Origin of the sequence: Sporosarcina sp. P32b (assembly GCF_002743335.1) — a bacterium.
Lineage (GTDB): Bacteria > Bacillota > Bacilli > Bacillales_A > Planococcaceae > Sporosarcina.
The window spans coordinates 1-16,833 of the sequence record NZ_PDZB01000026.1; the positions used below are offsets into that span (position 1 = coordinate 1).

At 37.6% G+C, this 16,833-nt stretch carries 16 protein-coding genes; 11 read left to right on the forward strand and 5 right to left on the reverse strand.

Features of this window, described 5'->3' with window-relative positions:
• The first annotated feature begins 159 nt into the window (after positions 1 to 159).
• Positions 160 to 951 carry a class II aldolase/adducin family protein gene (locus tag CSV64_RS14195; protein WP_099635276.1) on the forward strand — a complete coding sequence of 264 codons (792 nt, stop codon included), beginning with the start codon at positions 160 to 162 and terminating at the stop codon, positions 949 to 951.
• Positions 952 to 1,176: 225 nt separating this feature from the next.
• Here the strand turns inward: CSV64_RS14195 and CSV64_RS14200 are convergent, their stop codons facing one another.
• The 5 genes from CSV64_RS14200 to CSV64_RS14220 form a co-directional block, all read right to left on the reverse strand.
• Entirely contained in the window at positions 1,177 to 2,340 is a 1,164-nt protein-coding gene (locus CSV64_RS14200) for an acyl-CoA dehydrogenase family protein (RefSeq protein WP_233190492.1), read from the reverse strand.
• A 42-nt stretch (positions 2,341 to 2,382) separates the two neighbouring features.
• The gene (locus tag CSV64_RS14205) at positions 2,383 to 3,663 is read right to left on the reverse strand and encodes a TRAP transporter large permease (protein ID WP_099635243.1); all 1,281 of its coding nucleotides are present in this window, start codon (positions 3,661 to 3,663) and stop codon (positions 2,383 to 2,385) included.
• On the reverse strand, positions 3,660 to 4,154 hold the full coding sequence (locus CSV64_RS14210) for a TRAP transporter small permease (protein WP_158233050.1): 495 nt from the start codon (positions 4,152 to 4,154) through the stop codon (positions 3,660 to 3,662). Before CSV64_RS14210 ends, CSV64_RS14205 begins: the two co-directional genes overlap by 4 nt.
• A 104-nt stretch (positions 4,155 to 4,258) precedes the next feature.
• Positions 4,259 to 5,290 carry a TRAP transporter substrate-binding protein gene (locus CSV64_RS14215; protein ID WP_099635245.1) on the reverse strand — a complete coding sequence of 344 codons (1,032 nt, stop codon included), beginning with the start codon at positions 5,288 to 5,290 and terminating at the stop codon, positions 4,259 to 4,261.
• A gap of 473 nt (positions 5,291 to 5,763) precedes the next feature.
• Positions 5,764 to 6,564: an IclR family transcriptional regulator domain-containing protein gene (locus tag CSV64_RS14220; RefSeq protein ID WP_099635246.1), complete on the reverse strand. Its 801-nt coding sequence runs from the start codon at positions 6,562 to 6,564 to the stop codon at positions 5,764 to 5,766.
• Positions 6,565 to 6,684: 120 nt separating this feature from the next.
• Here CSV64_RS14220 and CSV64_RS14225 point away from each other — a divergent pair, with 120 nt between their 5' ends.
• The 10 genes from CSV64_RS14225 to CSV64_RS14270 all read left to right on the forward strand — a co-directional run bounded on the left by CSV64_RS14225 (position 6,685) and on the right by CSV64_RS14270 (position 16,830).
• The gene (locus CSV64_RS14225) at positions 6,685 to 7,827 is read left to right on the forward strand and encodes a muconate/chloromuconate family cycloisomerase (protein ID WP_099635247.1); all 1,143 of its coding nucleotides are present in this window, start codon (positions 6,685 to 6,687) and stop codon (positions 7,825 to 7,827) included.
• A complete protein-coding gene (locus CSV64_RS14230; protein WP_099635248.1) occupies positions 7,814 to 8,281 on the forward strand; it encodes a DUF3237 domain-containing protein in 468 nt (155 codons plus the stop codon). Before CSV64_RS14225 ends, CSV64_RS14230 begins: the two co-directional genes overlap by 14 nt.
• A 15-nt stretch (positions 8,282 to 8,296) precedes the next feature.
• A complete protein-coding gene (locus CSV64_RS14235; RefSeq protein ID WP_099635249.1) occupies positions 8,297 to 9,124 on the forward strand; it encodes an alpha/beta fold hydrolase in 828 nt (275 codons plus the stop codon).
• 15 nt (positions 9,125 to 9,139) lie between these two features.
• On the forward strand, positions 9,140 to 9,835 hold the full coding sequence (locus CSV64_RS14240; RefSeq protein ID WP_099635250.1) for a CoA transferase subunit A: 696 nt from the start codon (positions 9,140 to 9,142) through the stop codon (positions 9,833 to 9,835).
• Entirely contained in the window at positions 9,825 to 10,478 is a 654-nt protein-coding gene (locus CSV64_RS14245) for a 3-oxoacid CoA-transferase subunit B (protein ID WP_099635251.1), read from the forward strand. Before CSV64_RS14240 ends, CSV64_RS14245 begins: the two co-directional genes overlap by 11 nt.
• The gene (locus tag CSV64_RS14250; RefSeq protein ID WP_099635252.1) at positions 10,475 to 11,680 is read left to right on the forward strand and encodes a thiolase family protein; all 1,206 of its coding nucleotides are present in this window, start codon (positions 10,475 to 10,477) and stop codon (positions 11,678 to 11,680) included. The genes CSV64_RS14245 and CSV64_RS14250 overlap by 4 nt, the downstream gene beginning before the upstream one ends.
• Before the next feature lie 174 nt (positions 11,681 to 11,854).
• Positions 11,855 to 13,642, forward strand: coding sequence for a XylR N-terminal domain-containing protein (locus CSV64_RS14255; protein WP_099635253.1), 1,788 nt, complete (start codon positions 11,855 to 11,857; stop codon positions 13,640 to 13,642).
• A 201-nt stretch (positions 13,643 to 13,843) separates the two neighbouring features.
• Positions 13,844 to 15,388, forward strand: coding sequence for a 4-hydroxyphenylacetate 3-hydroxylase family protein (locus tag CSV64_RS14260; RefSeq protein ID WP_099635254.1), 1,545 nt, complete (start codon positions 13,844 to 13,846; stop codon positions 15,386 to 15,388).
• A gap of 39 nt (positions 15,389 to 15,427) precedes the next feature.
• Positions 15,428 to 16,210, forward strand: a complete 783-nt coding sequence (locus CSV64_RS14265; protein WP_099635255.1) for a dioxygenase family protein — start codon at positions 15,428 to 15,430, stop codon at positions 16,208 to 16,210.
• 68 nt (positions 16,211 to 16,278) lie between these two features.
• Entirely contained in the window at positions 16,279 to 16,830 is a 552-nt protein-coding gene (locus CSV64_RS14270; protein WP_099635256.1) for an FAD synthetase family protein, read from the forward strand.
• Positions 16,831 to 16,833 lie beyond the last annotated feature (3 nt).

Sequence of the window (16,833 nt, forward strand, 5' to 3'; positions counted from 1 at the left end):
TTTGTAATCTCAAAATCCGTATCGAATGGAATGGTTATGTACATATCTATCACCTCCGCTTTAGTATGCGAGAGATCGGTAGATTTGTACATATTTATCCCGGCGACAGTGTACATATTTATTTTAGCGTTTATATATAGTAATAATCAAACTAAATTTATGGAGGTAAGAGATATTATGAAAGCAGAATTTACTTTTCCAACACCACCAGAGTTTGCAACATATGAAGAAGAACGAACACATATAAAAGAACGATTGGCAGGGGCATTTAGACTGTTTTCGCGATTTGGATTTGATAATGGCATAGCTGGACATATGACAGTAAGAGACCCAGAACATTCTGAATTATTTTGGGTGAATCCTTTTGGCAAACACTTCAGTCAAATGAAAGTATCAGATTTAGTACTAGCTAATTTCAAAGGAGAGATTATTGAAGGGAAAAAAGATTCTGTTGTAAATGCAGCAGGATTAGCTATCCACTCACAAATACATGAAGCATTGCCACATGTAAATGCTGTTACCCATGCGCATTCTACGTTTGGTACCACTTGGTCAGCATTAGGACGATCATTGGATCCGATTTCACAAGATTCATGTGTGTTTTTTAATAGGCATGGTTTATATGAAGAATTTAATGGGGTAGTATTAGACTATAGTGAAGGGAAAAAATTGGGTGAGTTACTTGAGAACCAGAAGGCGTTAATATTGCAAAATCATGGTCTTTTAACTGTCGGTCAAACAATTGACGAAGCTGCCTGGTGGTTTATAACAATGGAGAAGTGTTGTCAACAGCAATTAATGGCGGAAGCTGTAGGAACACCTAAAATTATTTCAGATGAAGTTGCCGAAGATACAGCACAAGAATTAGGAACATCATTAGCTGGATGGTTTAGTTTTCAACCATTATGGGAACGAATTACAAACGAACAACCAGAATTTCTTGAGAAGTAATTTACTGCCACAATACTTAGCTATATAAAGTATGCTACTTCCGATAATAGAAAACACCTTCCATCTGTGTTTGTTAAGAACGAGCTTATGAGATGTGAAAATGTGATTTAAGTATAAAAAATAATTTTTTTTAAATAATATATGAAATAAAGCACCGCAATTTGCGGTGCTTTATTGTATTTATAGTTGTCCGAATCACTGTGGATAATTGTATTCCTTATTAAATTATTTCATTGTAGACTTTTTCATCGATTGAATCGCTTTATTCGCCATTTTAGAAATAACGACGTCGTTCATAGGGGGATTATATAAGCCGGCTCTGACATTTAAATAGTAACGGTGCATGGGATTCGACTCAGACAATGCACGTGAACCAACAATTTCCATCGCTGTATTAACAATCGATATTGCCGCACTTGTGACGGCTATTTTCGTTACATCTAATGACTCTTCAAAAGTTGTTTTATCAGTCGCTGCTTCATAGCGTTCAATCGTTCCGTACAATAAATGTCTCGCTGTAGACAGCTCTAGCTCCATATCCCCGATCTTTTGACTAATGGATGGCACTTCGGCAATGGATTTACCAAGTGAGACAGGTACATAGGAAGTGGCAAATTCCAGAGCATAATTTCTTGCCGCCGCTGCAATTCCGATATAGCAAGCAGGAATATGAAGTAACCAACCCTTTGATACAGGTTCAACAGGTTTGTTTTTCTTCAAAATATTTATCCTTGGCACACGGACGTTGTTAAATACTACTGTATCACTCGCGGTACCTCGCATAGCTAAACTATCCCACGACTGTTCAATAGATATACCAGTAGCTGTACGCGGAATCATAATGTGCTCAACTTCTTTTTCTTCAGTCGTTGCGGAAACAAGAAAATAATCGAGAACGGGTGATAGTGAGGCGTAAGTCTTCTCGCCATTTATGATTAGATCATCACCATCAGCAACTGCATTCGTCTGTGGCAATCCACCTCGCGTCGGACTTCCAGTATTATTTTCCGTACCAAGCGAGTTAATGAGAGCACCTTTTCGTATTTCCTCTACTAAAAACTGACCAGCCTGTTCATTCCAGTGGCGGTTTTCCGCATATTCAAGCACAATTCCATTATGCCAACCAATCGATAAACCGGTCGAGCCACTACCTTCAGAAATAGCCTCTTGCGCTAATATATATTCATACAATCCAAAACCTTGCCCGCCATTTTCTTTCGGTAACGTTAACAAATGATAGTCGATTTGTTTAAGTTCTTCTATATCTTTAAAAGGAAATGAACCTAGTGCATCTAGTTCAGGTTCGCGTGCACGAAACGAAGGCTTTAACGCTTCTATTTGTTCTATTAACTTCCTCTGTTCCGGTGTTTTAATAAATGAATACATCATCAATCTTTCCTCTCCATTTAAAATGTTATTCGTGGATGTTTTTTAATCAGGCATTAGTAAATTAGGGAGAAATAAAAACAGGTTTGGTACAAATACACCGAGTAAAATGACACCTAATGTTAACCCAATGATCGGCAAAACTGCTAAAAATGCGCGCGGTGTGGAGATTTCCGCAATTTGCGTCGCAATGAGTAAACAAATACCATAAGGCGGCGTCACCATACCAACTGCTAACGTTAAACAAACGATGATGCCCATATGAACTGGATCTAAATTGGCAATTGCCCCCAACTTCATAAGAATTGGTAAGAAAATAATGATTGCTTCCAAAGGACTTAAAAATGTTCCAACTACTAGTAGAAAAGCAACGATCATTAAATATATACCAGAAGATGATGTAGTTATATTCGTAATGAAATCCGCAACCAATTCAGGTGCATGTAAATAACCGATGAGCCAGCCCATAATACCTGCAGTCGCGATTGCGAACATTGGCAAGGAATACATAATGACTGACTCCTTTAAAATCCTTGGTAACTCTTTTGTTTTTAAGGATTTGTAAAAAAACATAAGTACTAAAGCATAAAAAACAGCAATAACAGCGGCTTCAGTCGGTGTGAAAAACCCACCTACAATTCCACCTAAAATAATGACCGGTAATAATAATGTAGCCACAGCTTGCTTAAATGAAGTTCGTACTTCTTTTATCGTTGCTCTTGGGTAAGCAGGGTAGTCATGCTTAACAGCCATGTAGTATGTATATCCCATTTGAACTAAACCAATTAATATACCTGGCACAATACCGGCTAAAAAAAGCTTTCCAATTGAAACTTGGGCCATTGCACCGTACACCACCATCATAATACTAGGTGGAATGATGACACCTAACGTGGAAGACGCAGCCGTAATCGCTACTGTAAAACCTGCATCGTATTTTTCTTTTACCATTGCTGGGATTAATGTGGATCCAACAGCTGCAGTATCTGCTGCGGCGGATCCAGACAATCCCGCCATAATCATACTCACTAATATGTTGATGTGGCCGAGGCCGCCTTTAATATGACCGACGAGTGTTCTCGAGAAATTAATCAATCGATTTGTAATGCCCCCGTCATTCATTAAACTACCTAATAGAAGGAAGAATGGAACGGCAAGAAGTGTAAAAGAGTTAATGCTCGCGAACATATGATTTATAACACTCGTAAATGGTAAATCGATATATATTATTGTAACCATAGAGGAAATCCCTAAAGCGAATGCAATCGGCACACGTATGAAAATCAAACCAAAGAACACGATGAGGAGTAGAATGAGTGGATTCAATCAACATACACCTCTTTACTAGTTAATTTCAAAAACTTCATTGTATCTGTAATAATCAATTCGATTGTAAATAACAACATCGCAACCCCAGAAACGGGAATCGTGGCAAAGAAATAAGATAATGTAAAAGGTAAGGAATTTGACGCACGCGACATACCCGACATAGTAAATTTATAACCGTAAACAATCATGACGTAGATGAGTGAAAGAACGATGAAATGTGATAAAATATCGAAACCTAAGTTTAATTTCAATTTAGACGGTGCCAAGTCGACAATAAAGTGCTTCTTATGTCGAAGAGCAATGGCTGCACCTAAAAACACAGTCCACATGAAACAGAGTAGCGAAAATTCATCAGCCCAAACCATCGGAATGTCAAAATAGTTTCTCGCAATAACCTTCACAAATACAACAATAATAAAGGTAGCTAATAATAGTACAGAGACAAAGGTTAGAAATCGTTCAACGAAGTTGTTAAATTTAAACAGCACTATAAAAACCCCTTTGACAAATACAATAATCTTGCTAATTAGATAGTTGTTTTGCCAGTTTATAACCTAGATTTTCACACTGGCAAAACGAATAGTTAAATCGGTCAGTCTTTCAACTCTCTCACAATTTCTAGTAAATCAGTGGCTTCAGAGTCTTTTGCCAACTTATCGTGTAGTGGCGTTAATATGTCGATAAATGCTTGTTTATCAACTTCTGTCGTCGTCACTTTTAGACTTGGCAATTCTTCAAGTAACTCTTTATCCATTTCAATACCGCGTTTCGTACCTAATTTCCCAGCCTCAATAGCCACTTTTTCAATGATTTCGTTATACTCAGCGGGTAACTTATTGTACGTTGCCTCACTCATTGAGAAGTGTGATGCCATATAAAGGTGTTCCGTTAAACTAACATATGGTGCCACTTCGTATAGCTTACTACCTGTATAGCCACTCAACGTACTTTCAAATGAATTAACGACACCTGTTTGAACAGCTGAGTACAATTCGTTCCATGCAAGGGATGTAGGCAACGCCCCTAATGCGGACCAGACTTCACTTTCAATTGGTGAGCTTGGAATGCGCATTTTTATACCGTCTAAATCTTCTGGAGTTTTGATCTCACCTTTATTATTCGATAAGTATCTCGTTCCACCACCTGCTAAGGACAACAACTTCATGTCTAAACTTCTGTTTTCATATTCAGTTTTCAAATAATCATATAAAGGACTGTCATTACTGATTGCTTTCTCGAAGTGATCCATATCTTCAAACAAGTAACTAATTCCAAAAATTTGATACTGAGGAACAAATGCCGCTGCGTTTTGAGCACCGCCAATAATAAAATCGACTGTTCCCATACGTAATTCTTCTATAATCGTTTCATCGTTTCCTAACGATCCATTCGCATGAATTGACACTTTAACATTACCGTTAGTTTGTTTTTCAACTTCTTCAGCGAAGTATTCTGCCATATCTGCCCAAGGATGGGGTTCACTAATGACGGTTCCTAATCTAAGTTCGTATTTCTTTCCTGTTTCTATTTCATTACCTTCAGATGCACCGTCGTCATTCCCACAAGCTACTAACAAAAAAACTAGTGAAACAACGAGCATAAGTTGCATAGTATACTTTTTCATAAACTTTCACCCTTTTCATTATTATTGATGAGGATATATCGTTTGGAGAATATAAACAATTGCACCTCTATAAGTGTATTCTTTTTGTAGGTAAATCAAGACTAGTAAATTAGTGTTTTTCTGCTTTTTACTTCCTTCATGCTGAATATGTCAAACCACTTTATATAATAACACCACCCTTTTTAATTAAACAAATTAGATTACTAGGTATTTAATGAAAAATATCCCTGCAATGGTAATACATTTGAGTCAATTGATTCACATTACCATACACATTATTAATTTTGTTGTCAACATCACGTGAAATATAATACCTTCCCAATGGTATTTTTTATTTATTTAGTTCAAACGGAAAGATGTGTAGTCAAGCCCATTCATTAGGGTACGATTTTCATGAACGTCATCTCAAAGAGCATCCATAATACTCGGATAGTAAAAAGGCTCGCTCGGTCATGTGAACCAAGCGAGTCTTTTCACAGTCTCACAATACGGTGTGATTTCGAAAGGTCGGTACTGATTTTTTCAGCAGTTGTTAATAACAGTGGAAGAAATTTATCATTCACTATTTCTCTGTTAATACGATTTGCATGTGAAGAAATATTGATAGCTGCAACTACTTTGCCTTCATTATTTCGAATGGGCGCAGCTAATGAACTAAGGCCTTCTTCTAGTTGTTGTTCAACAAAGGCCCATCCATCGTTCTTAATCTGTGTAAGTCTTTCCGTCAAATCTAATTTACTACTAACTGTTCTGTCTGTGAATGATGTAAAGTCTGCATCAGTAAAATAATTTTCCAGTTCAGATGGAGATAAGTTGGCGAGCAATACTTGTCCCATTGAAGTTGCATATGCAGGTAATCTTGAACCGACATCCAAAGCAATCATCATAATTCGTTTCGTAGGAATTCTGGCAACATAGACAATTTCCTTTCCGTTTAATACGGAGATAGATGTAGATTCACCAGTTTGTTCTACGAGATCTCGCATATGAGGATGTGCGATCTCCCATATGTTTTTAGAAGATAGATAGGCATATCCGAGGGACAATACCCGAGCAGTTAAAGAGAAATGACCATCAGCAGATTCCGCGTATCCCAAACTTTCTAGCGTGAGTAAAACCCTGCGCACCGTAGGCCTACTTAAATTCGTGATTTTCGCAGCTTCACTTACCGTAAGTGTTGGTTTTTCATTTGAGAAAGCTTGAATAATTAGTAAACCACGTTCTACTGACTGGATGAAATCAGCATCTTTAATAGAATTATTAGAATTCTTCATTGACATTCTACCTACTTTCATGATTATATTATGTTGTACGATATGGTTGTATATTGTACGTCTATCGTACAATTTTAAATCTTATTTGGCAACAGTATATCTATTAAAGGGGAATATAAAATGAAAACTATGATTAAGCAAATCCGTTCAGTAATTGTAGATGTACCGATTAAAAGACCTCATCAATTTTCAACAGAGATTGTATCAACGAAAAGTTTTGTAGTGATCCAAGTAGAATTAGAAAATGGGCTTATTGGTATTGGTGAAGGGACAACGCCAGGGATTTGGTGGAACGGTGAAAGCGTGGAGACAATGCAGCTTGTTATTGAGCGTTATCTAAAACCGTTGCTAATTAATCAGGACCCTAGAAATATTGAACAGCTACTCCAATTATTTGACCGGCATGTACGTGCTAATCCTTTCGCGAAAGCAACAGTTGAAATGGCACTTTTCGATGTAGTAGGTAAAATATATAACGCCCCTGTTCATCAACTATTAGGTGGATTATTCCAAGAAGCGATTGATGTAAAATGGGCACTTGCGACAGGTGATGCAGATGGTGATATTGCAGAAGCGAAAGAACTGGTTAGTAGTAAACAATATAGAGACTTCAAAATCAAAGCGGGTAAATATCAACCAATAGATGACGCAAAGCGAGCAATTAAAATTGCTGAAGGTCTAAACGGTATCTCAACAATTGGTATTGATCCAAACGGTTCATGGGATAAGTTAACAGCCGTTCGTTGGATGGAACGCTTGAATGATGCTGGTGTGGATTTTTTGGAACAACCACTTTCACCACTTGATTTTGAGGGTGCAGCAAAACTTGTTAGCATGAAAAAGGTACCGGTAATGGCAGATGAAAGTGTTGCAACAATCCAGGATGCGCAAAGACTTGTCCAAGAAAAAGCAGCTGATATATTCTCTCTTAAAATTCATAAATCAGGTGGTATGCGAAATACCTTAAAGATTGCTGCTATAGCGGAATCAGCAGGATTAGTGTGTTTTGGCGGTACGTCTCTCGAGAGTTCAATCGGTTCTGCAGCAAGTATTCATGCATTCGGTACAATACGCAATTTAACATACGGCTGTGAATCGTTCGGACCACCATGGCTTGCCGACGATTTAGTTAAAAATCCACTGAAATTTAAAGAAGGCAAAGTAATTATTCCTTCAGGAGCAGGTTTAGGTGTTGAGTTAGATGAAATGAAAATCGAAAAATACAGAAGAAAAAAGGAGAGAGTTACAAATGGCGTATTTTAAAGCACCACAACTTACTTTCTTATTTGATTTAGAGCTAGTTGTAGAGAAAGCCCACTTACCTGGAACTACCCCAATTGGCACAAGACGAATTATTCGAGTAGAAGGTGGCCACTTTGGCGGCAGTGAAATTAAGGGGAAAGTTATTCCAGGCGGTGATGATTGGATTACAGTCAGAGAGGACGGAACAATTATCCAAGACGTGCGCATTCTATTAGAAACAGATGATAAAGAATTAATCATGATGTCTTATCGTGGTATCCGAACAGGACCTATAGAAGTGTTGGAACGTCTTGATCGTAATGAAGAAGTGACTGTAGACGAGTATTATTTCCGTACAAATCCAATATTTGAAACTGCCTCTAAAAAATATGATTGGATGAATAAAAGAATCTTTATCTCGACAGGTCAACGTTTACCTACAGGTGTTAAATATTCTGTCTATCAAGTGGATTAAGAGGAGGATTCAATCATGTTAAAAGAAGTTGAGATTCATAAAAACATAAAACTTGCAGTATGCGATATACCTGAAGAAAAGAAGACCATTATTGCGATTCATGGTCTCACGGGTAACCATAAAACTTTTTATCATTATAGACAATTGCTGGAGAAAGATTATCGGTTTATTAGTTATGATTTACGTGGGAGGGGCAATAGTAGTTCTGCCGATAAACAAACTTCTCTGTTTCGACATGCTGAAGATTTAAAAGCATTCATTAAAAAGTATAAAATTGAAAAGCCCATTTTAATGGGCTACTCAATGGGGGCTTACATTTGTGCTCAGGTGGCTAGTGAAATAGATGTAGCGGCATTAATTTTACTAGATGGCGCCGGTACTACCGAAGAACGTCAACGCGAATTAATCGTTCCATCACTTAGCCGTTTGGATAAGGTATATGAATCAGAAGATGACTACGTGAATCAAACGAAAATCATTTATGACTCATTAGATGTTCAGTGGGATGAGGTTGTTGAAGAAATTACACGATATGAAGTGAAAAAAAACGAAAATGGTTATCGTCATAAATCGCAAGCGACTGCTATGGAAAAAGACTTTAATAGTTTTTACGATTTCCAACCCAAAGAAGTTTTCCAACAAGTGACATCTCCAACTTTACTCGTCATTGCATATGGGAAATTAGGGCGAAAGGAATCACTTTTCACCAGAGAGACATATAACGAAACAATAGAGACAGCAAATAGTCTAACAAGCATTGAAGTTCCGGCAAATCATTACACACTTATGTTCGAACGGCAGCCAGAGGTCGAAAAATCTATACTAGCTCTACTTGAAAAATAATGAAGAGGTGAAGAGATGTATTTAGACAAACTATTTTCTATTGAAGACGCATTGAAAGAAATTAAATCTAACCACACTTTGATGGTTGGTGGATTTGGATTAGTTGGCAGTCCTTTATCCATCATTGAACACTTAACAAGACATGACATCTCTGGATTGACAGTCATTAGTAATAACGTTGGGGAAGCTGGTGAAGGTCTAGGTATTTTGCTTAGACAAGGAAAGATCAAGAAAGCGATTGGATCGTACTTTACAAGTAATCGCGATGTGGCAAAGTATTATAATGAAGGAAAACTTGAGATTGAGCTATTACCACAAGGAACATTATCTGAAGCGATTAGATCAGGGGGAGCAGGTCTCGGTGGTTTTTATACGAAAACAGCTGTGGGTACTGATTTGGCAAGAGGAAAAGAAACGAAAGAAATTAATGGTGAAACCTATCTGTTACAGGAAGGGTTGAAAGCAGATGTTGCGATTATTAAAGCGTGGAAAGCAGATCGATTAGGTAATTTAGTTTATTATAAGACCGCTCGAAATTTTAATCCTAATATGGCAACTGCAGCAAACTACGTTATTGCAGAAGTCGATGAAATTGTTGATGTTGGAGAGCTAGATCCAGATGAAATAGCTACACCGCACTTATTTGTAGATGCAATTGTGAAGAGTGAACTGATATTAATGAAAGATGGGGTGAAAAGCATTGGGAAATAAAAGGGAACTAATAGCGAAACGCGCCGCAGATGAACTTGAACCTTATTCATTTGTTAATTTAGGAATTGGAATACCAACATTAGTTGCTAATTATATTGACGATGGATTATACACTTTACATACAGAAAATGGACTGTTAGGTGTTACTTCTGTTGAAGAAAAGGATATAGATCCGCTAATAGTCAATGCTGGAAAACTCCCTGTTGGCGAAGCGTTGGGCGCTTCATATTTCAGTAGTGCGGATTCATTTGCAATGATCCGTGGAGGGCATATTGACGTTGCCATCCTTGGTGCTTTGCAAATTGACTCCAGAGGACGAATTGCGAACTGGGCAATTCCAGGAAAAGATATTATTGGTGTTGGTGGTGCAATGGATTTACTTGAAGGAGCAAAAAAGATTATTATTACAACAAATCATGTGGCGAATGATGGAAGACCCAAACTTGTAGATGAATGCACTTTCCCGATCACATCCGAACGTGTAGCGGAGACAATTATTACTGACTTAGCGGTATTCAAATGGCAAGGCGATAATTATGAACTAGTTGAGTTAATGGGAGATAGCACGATAGAAGAGGTACAAGCCAATACCACTGCGTTTTATACTATTAGTAATGAACTATTACAGGAGGGGAAAGTATGAAACGTGAAGTAGTTATCGTGGATGCAGTTCGGACGCCTATCGGTAGATATAAGGGACAATTCAAATCTGTCCGTCCAGATGATTTAGCAGCTGTCGTTATTAAAGCATTAGTCGAACGGAATCCAGGAGTTTCTCCTGAGATTATTGATGATGTTATTATTGGCAATGCCAACGGTGCTGGAGAAGACAATCGAAATGTCGCTAGGATGTCTTTGCTACTCGCTGGATTACCTGAAACAGTCAGTGGTACGACTGTAAACCGTCTATGTGGATCTAGCTTAGATGCTGTAAGTTTGGGCGCGCGTTCTATTCTTTCGGGTGAATGTGAGGTTATTATTGCTGGTGGAACTGAAAGTATGACAAGGGCACCTTTTGTCATGGCGAAGCCCGAAACGGATTATCCACGCGGAGATATTGGTTTAGTAGATACTACAATGGGCTGGCGATTTAAAAACTCTGAACTAGATCGTATGTATGGTACGGAAACCATGCCGCAAACTGCAGAAAATGTTGCAGTGCAATGCAATATTTCACGGCAAGACCAGGATGCTTTCGCTTATCGTAGTCAACAGCTTACAAAGAAAGCGATGGAGTCAGGCCGTTTTAAAGATGAAATTATTCCAGTGACAATTAAGGATCGTAAAGGACTGGAAACAATTATAGACACGGATGAACATCCACGCGCCGATACCACAATAGATAAACTAAGCACATTACGCCCTTTATTTAATGACGGAACTATCACAGCAGGAAATGCTAGTGGCATAAATGACGGTGCTTCAGGTGTTATGTTAATGAGTGCAGAATTGGCCAGGGAACTAAATATAACACCATTAGTTAAATTCGTAGGTTCGGCTACTGCTGGATTGGCTCCTTCTATGATGGGGCTGGGTCCGATTTACTCGACAAAAAAATTAATGAAAAAATATGGTCTAACTGCATCTGACTTTGATTTGGTGGAGATTAATGAAGCGTTCGCCTCCCAATCGTTAGAATGTGTGAAACAGCTTGATTTAGACATAGAAAAAGTAAATGTAAACGGTGGTGCAATTGCATTAGGTCATCCACTTGGAGCTAGTGGAACGCGTATTTTAACTACACTTATTTACGAGATGCAAAAAAGGGAAGCGAAGTTAGGATTGGCATCCATGTGTATCGGAGTAGGTCAAGGGATTTCCGTTGTGGTTGAAAATGTCAAATGATTAGTGAAAAATGGTGATGTATTAAAATAATACATCACCATTTTTTCTTAATGATAAAAGAGGATTTTTTATAGAACTTGTTGAAAGCGGTTGCAATAGGTGTTTTTGTATTACTAACTATTGTATAGAATCCTTATGAAAATTAACACGCTATGAAGTGAGGGAGATATATTGATGAAAGCAAATAGATTACTGCTGCAAAACTTAATTGATATTAATCCGCGTACAGGGATCATTAAACTTCATGACAAAAGAATGGGGTTAATTTCTGTAGAAGCATTGGGGATTTTACGTGGTGACTTAATAAACACGTTAGGTAAAGAACGTGCAAAAGGATTTTTGATGCGCTACGGCTGGGCTTGTGGCAAACGGGCTGCTGAATCTATTAAAGAAAAATATGATTGGGCGTCACTGGAGGAACTAATGTTATCAGGAACAGTCATGCACACATTAGAGGGAATTGTAACTGTGGAGCCTGACATATTAGAGATTAATGGAAATCATTTATATATTACAGGATATTGGAAAAATTCATTTGAATTTGCGAATCATATTGCTGAAAATGAAATAGGAAACGAAGCCATTTGTTGGACGTTAATTGGTTATGCGAGCGGTTATTTAACGAGTGCATTTGGTCAAGAAGTAGTCGCGTATGAGAAGTATTGTCAGGGTAAAGGAGACACAGAATGTTATTTTGTTGCTGAGACCGTAGCAAATTGTGATGAAGCTTATTTAACAGACCTACGCTATTATCAAAGCGAGTCTATGCAGTCAGTAATAGATGATATGTATTTAGAAATCGAACAGTTAAATGAAGATATTATTGAATCTGAGAGAGTTCAAAATCAGTTGACAGAGTTATTCTTGGAAGGTAAAGATATTAACGAAATAACGCATGCAATTGGTAATGTTCTGGGGCGCAGTATTGTGGTTGACCATTTCGATGAAGTGTACTCCTCGCATTTTGTTTGTGATGAAGAGCAATTAGCATATAAAAGCTTGAAGGAAAGTGGGGTCATTATAAACCAACAGAATGGTGTATTTTTTGAATCATTTTTAATAAAGAACAAGGTAGTTCTTGGAAACCTAATGGTCATCGGAAAAGAGAAATTGAATCAAAGAGAACAAATGATTATTAAACGAGCATTAATGGTTTTTACAATTCAAATGTATCATCAACGTAAAATAGCAGAATCACTTTGGAGTAAGAGAGAAGACTTTTTTGATAAAATGATTAATAGTGAAATTACAGATGAAAATACTTTAAGTAGACAAGCTGCAAGTTTTGGGTTTAATATCAATAAACCGCATCGTATTATCACTCTTAAAGTCATTCCAAAGAGTATGAAAGATAGAGTGTTACGCTTTTTAGAGAATAAATACCCTAAACTGGATTTATTTATGAAATGCGATTATATCGTTATTATAACTGCTCAAACTATAAATCGGGATGCTGAAGAACTATCCATTAATTTGATAAATGAAATTAAAAATAATATACCTGACGTCATTGTGCACATTGGATCTGGACGTTTGGTAGATTCCGTATATAAGTTAAAGGAAAGTTATATCGATGCAAAACGGATTTGTGATTTTGTTCAGTTAACGTATCCAGTAAGTAGTAGACAAGCAACCTACAAGGATTTTGAGGGAATTATGATGTTTTTGAAAGGTACAGATCATGAGGAACTTCTAAAGTTTTATATGAACACAATTGGAACCCTGGTTGATTATGATGAATGTAACTCAGGCAGTCTACTCATAACATTAAAATCTTATTTAGATAATAACGGTAACCTTCAACAAACGGCTGATGATCTACATCTATCGATTGCAGGTCTACGTTATCGTATAGGGAAGATTGAATCTTTAAGTGACATAGATTTGAAAACTGGATCGGGTCGATTTAATGGACAATTGGCTACAAGAATATACTTTGGATTAAAAGTAATGGGAAATTAAAAATTCTAAGACGAATCGCTCATCGATTCGTCTTTATTTTATGTGATTTAATAAATTTGCTGTTTAGAAAGTCATTCTATGTACTCCCACAAAAACTGCTAGTCGTTAATCATTTGTCACTATTTATTTACAGTTACATACATGTGAAACTAAGTGTAATATTCAGATTAGTAAGCGATTACATTAAAAGGAGGAATATTTATGACAGTAAAACAAGCAGTTAGACTACCGATGACCGGTGAGGAATACCTTGAAAGCTTAAGAGATAATCGTGAAATTTGGCTACATGGTGAGAAGGTAAAAGATGTAACAACTCATCCAGGTTTTCGAAATAGTGCTCGCTCTATCGCTCGCCTTTATGATGCCTTACATGATCCGAAATATAAAGATATATTAACAAGAAAAACTGACACAGGGAACGATGGATACACACAACGTTTCTTCGTACCAGACGAAACACCTGAAGATTTATTTAAAACGCGTGACGCGATTGCAGAATGGGCTAAAATGTCGTATGGCCAGATGGGGCGTTCACCGGATTATAAAGCATCGTTCTTAGCGACATTAGGTGCAAATCCAGAATACTACGGAGAATATGCTGACAATGCCAGAAGGTGGTACAAAGAAGTTCAAGAGAAAAACTGGTTCTTCAACCATGCGATTATTAATCCTCCTGTTGATCGAGATAAGCCAATTGATGAAGTGAAAGACGTCTTTATTCATGCAGTAGGTGAAACGGAAGAAGGGATTTTAGTAAGTGGTGCGAAGATGGTTGCAACAGGTTCTGCACTTACAAACTATAACTTCGTTGCTCACTACGGTGCATTGGCAATTCCTAGCGAAGAATATGCACTTGTTTTCGTTGCTGATATGAATACACCAGGTATTAAACTAGTCTGTCGAGCTTCTTATGAAATGAACGCAGCTGTCACAGGAAGTCCTTTCGACTATCCACTTAGTAGCCGTTTTGATGAAAATGATTCCGTACTAGTTTTTGAGAACGCGCTTATACCATGGGAGAACGTATTAGTTTACAAAGATATTGAAAAAGCGAATACATTTTTTGCTGAGAGTGGATTCCTCCACCGTTTAACTTTCCACGGTGTAACAAGGTTCGCTGTGAAATTAGACTTCATTTCTGGTCTACTCATTAAGGCATTACGCGGGAATGGAACGGATTCATTCCGCGGTGTCCAAGCCCAAATTGGTGAAGTGATTGCATATCGTAATATGTTTTGGGCAATGAGTGATGCCATGGCATTGAATCCTGAAAAAGGAGCTAACAACACTGTTTTACCCAATCTAGAATATGGCTTGGCATATCGAGTGTTCATGTCTGACGGTTGGTCACATGTGAAAAACATTGTAGAGACAGTTGTTGCAGGAAGTTTAATTGTACAGCCGTCTAGTGCTGCAGATTTCAAAAATACTGAACTACGTCCTATTATTGATAAACTATACCGCGGATCAAATGGTATAGAGGCTGAAGAGAAAATCAAAGTGATTAAGTTACTATGGGATGCAATTGGAACTGAATATGGTGGGCGTCACGAGTTATATGAAAGAAACTATTCAGGCAACAACGAAAATATCCGATTGGAAAACTTAATAACAGCGAAAGCTAGTGGCCGAGCGCAGAAGTTTGAAGACTTTGTACAGAAATGTATGGATGATTATGATTTAGATGGTTGGGTCAATCCGACGTGGGTTAATAACGATGATGTACATGCTTATGGAAAAAAGTAAGTTTTTAAAAACATGAAACATAAAAAGGAGGAATTTATAATGGTAAAACAACTATCAAAGAAAAATGAACGTGTAGAAGAGGTATTTAATTTATTCATATCACATGTACAAAATTTTTTGAAAGAAGCAAAGTTGAATCATGAAGAGTACACAAACTTTGTGGATTGGGCAGATCGTTTAGGACGTGCTGGAGAACTACCACTTTATGCAGACGTATTTTTGGAAAGCCATGTATTAAGAGCGATGTATACAGAGAAGCCTGGAACTCAGCCTTCGCTATTAGGACCCTATTTCGTGGAAGGAACGCCTCTCATCGAAGCTAAACCAGGACAACCACTCGTATTGACACAACGCCCTAATGAAGCTGGGGATGTCATGTACTTTAGCGGAAATGTTAGTAATACAAATGGGGAACCACTCGCAAAAGTTAGAGTAGAAATGTGGCAAAATGATGCTTCTGGTAAGTATTCGGCATTTGACTCGGATGCACCCAAATATAATTTTAGAGGACATTTTTACACAGATGAAAATGGAGACTTTGAAGTTAAAACCATAGTCCCTCTTCCGTATTCAATTCCGACAGATGGACCGACAGGTGAGTTTTTAGAATATACCGATCAACATCCAATGCGCCCAGCACATTTACATTTAATGTTCGAAGCGGAAGGTCATGAAACACTTATTACCCAAGTATTTTTCGAAGGTGATGAATGGCTAGAAACAGATGTAGCAGATGGTGTTCGCTTGGACTTAATGACAAAGCTCGAAGAAAGTGATGGGTATAAAGTCTCTTCCCTAGATTTTATAATGCGCACTGTATAAGTAAAATTTAAGAGCAGAAGGACAGTATCCTTCTCTCTTTGTACAATTGAGAAAGCGAGGCGACTATTATGATTTGTTTTAAAAACAATCAATTAGAATTGAATCAATCCGTTGTGACGATTGGTGCATTTGACGGGATTCACAGGGGACATCAAGCTTTAATTAGTCAAGCTAAGGCACAAGCGGATTATTATGACGTTCCACTAGTCGTGTACACATTTGATCCGCCACCTAAAGTTTATTTTCAAAATCAGTCCATGCTGACCTCATTACCTGAAAAGAAAAAGTTTCTTGAAGAGTTAGGTGTCTCCTATACCGTTTTCGCTTCGTTTGATCAGGTGTACGCATCAAGAAGTGTGCAAGATTTTATCGATGAATTAAGTAAAATTAATCCGAAAGAAATATGGATTGGCCCTGGCTTTCATTTTGGAAGTGGGAAAAGCGGTTCGATTGAAGACTTAACTAAACATTTTAATGCATTTCAACATCCTGTAGTTACGTGTTCAAAAGGTGAAGTTATCTCGTCAACACGAATCCGTGAACTATTCAGACAACAAAAAGCAGAACAAGCTTATTACTTATTAGGTAGGAAGCCGTATGCTTTAACTAATGCACAATAAAAT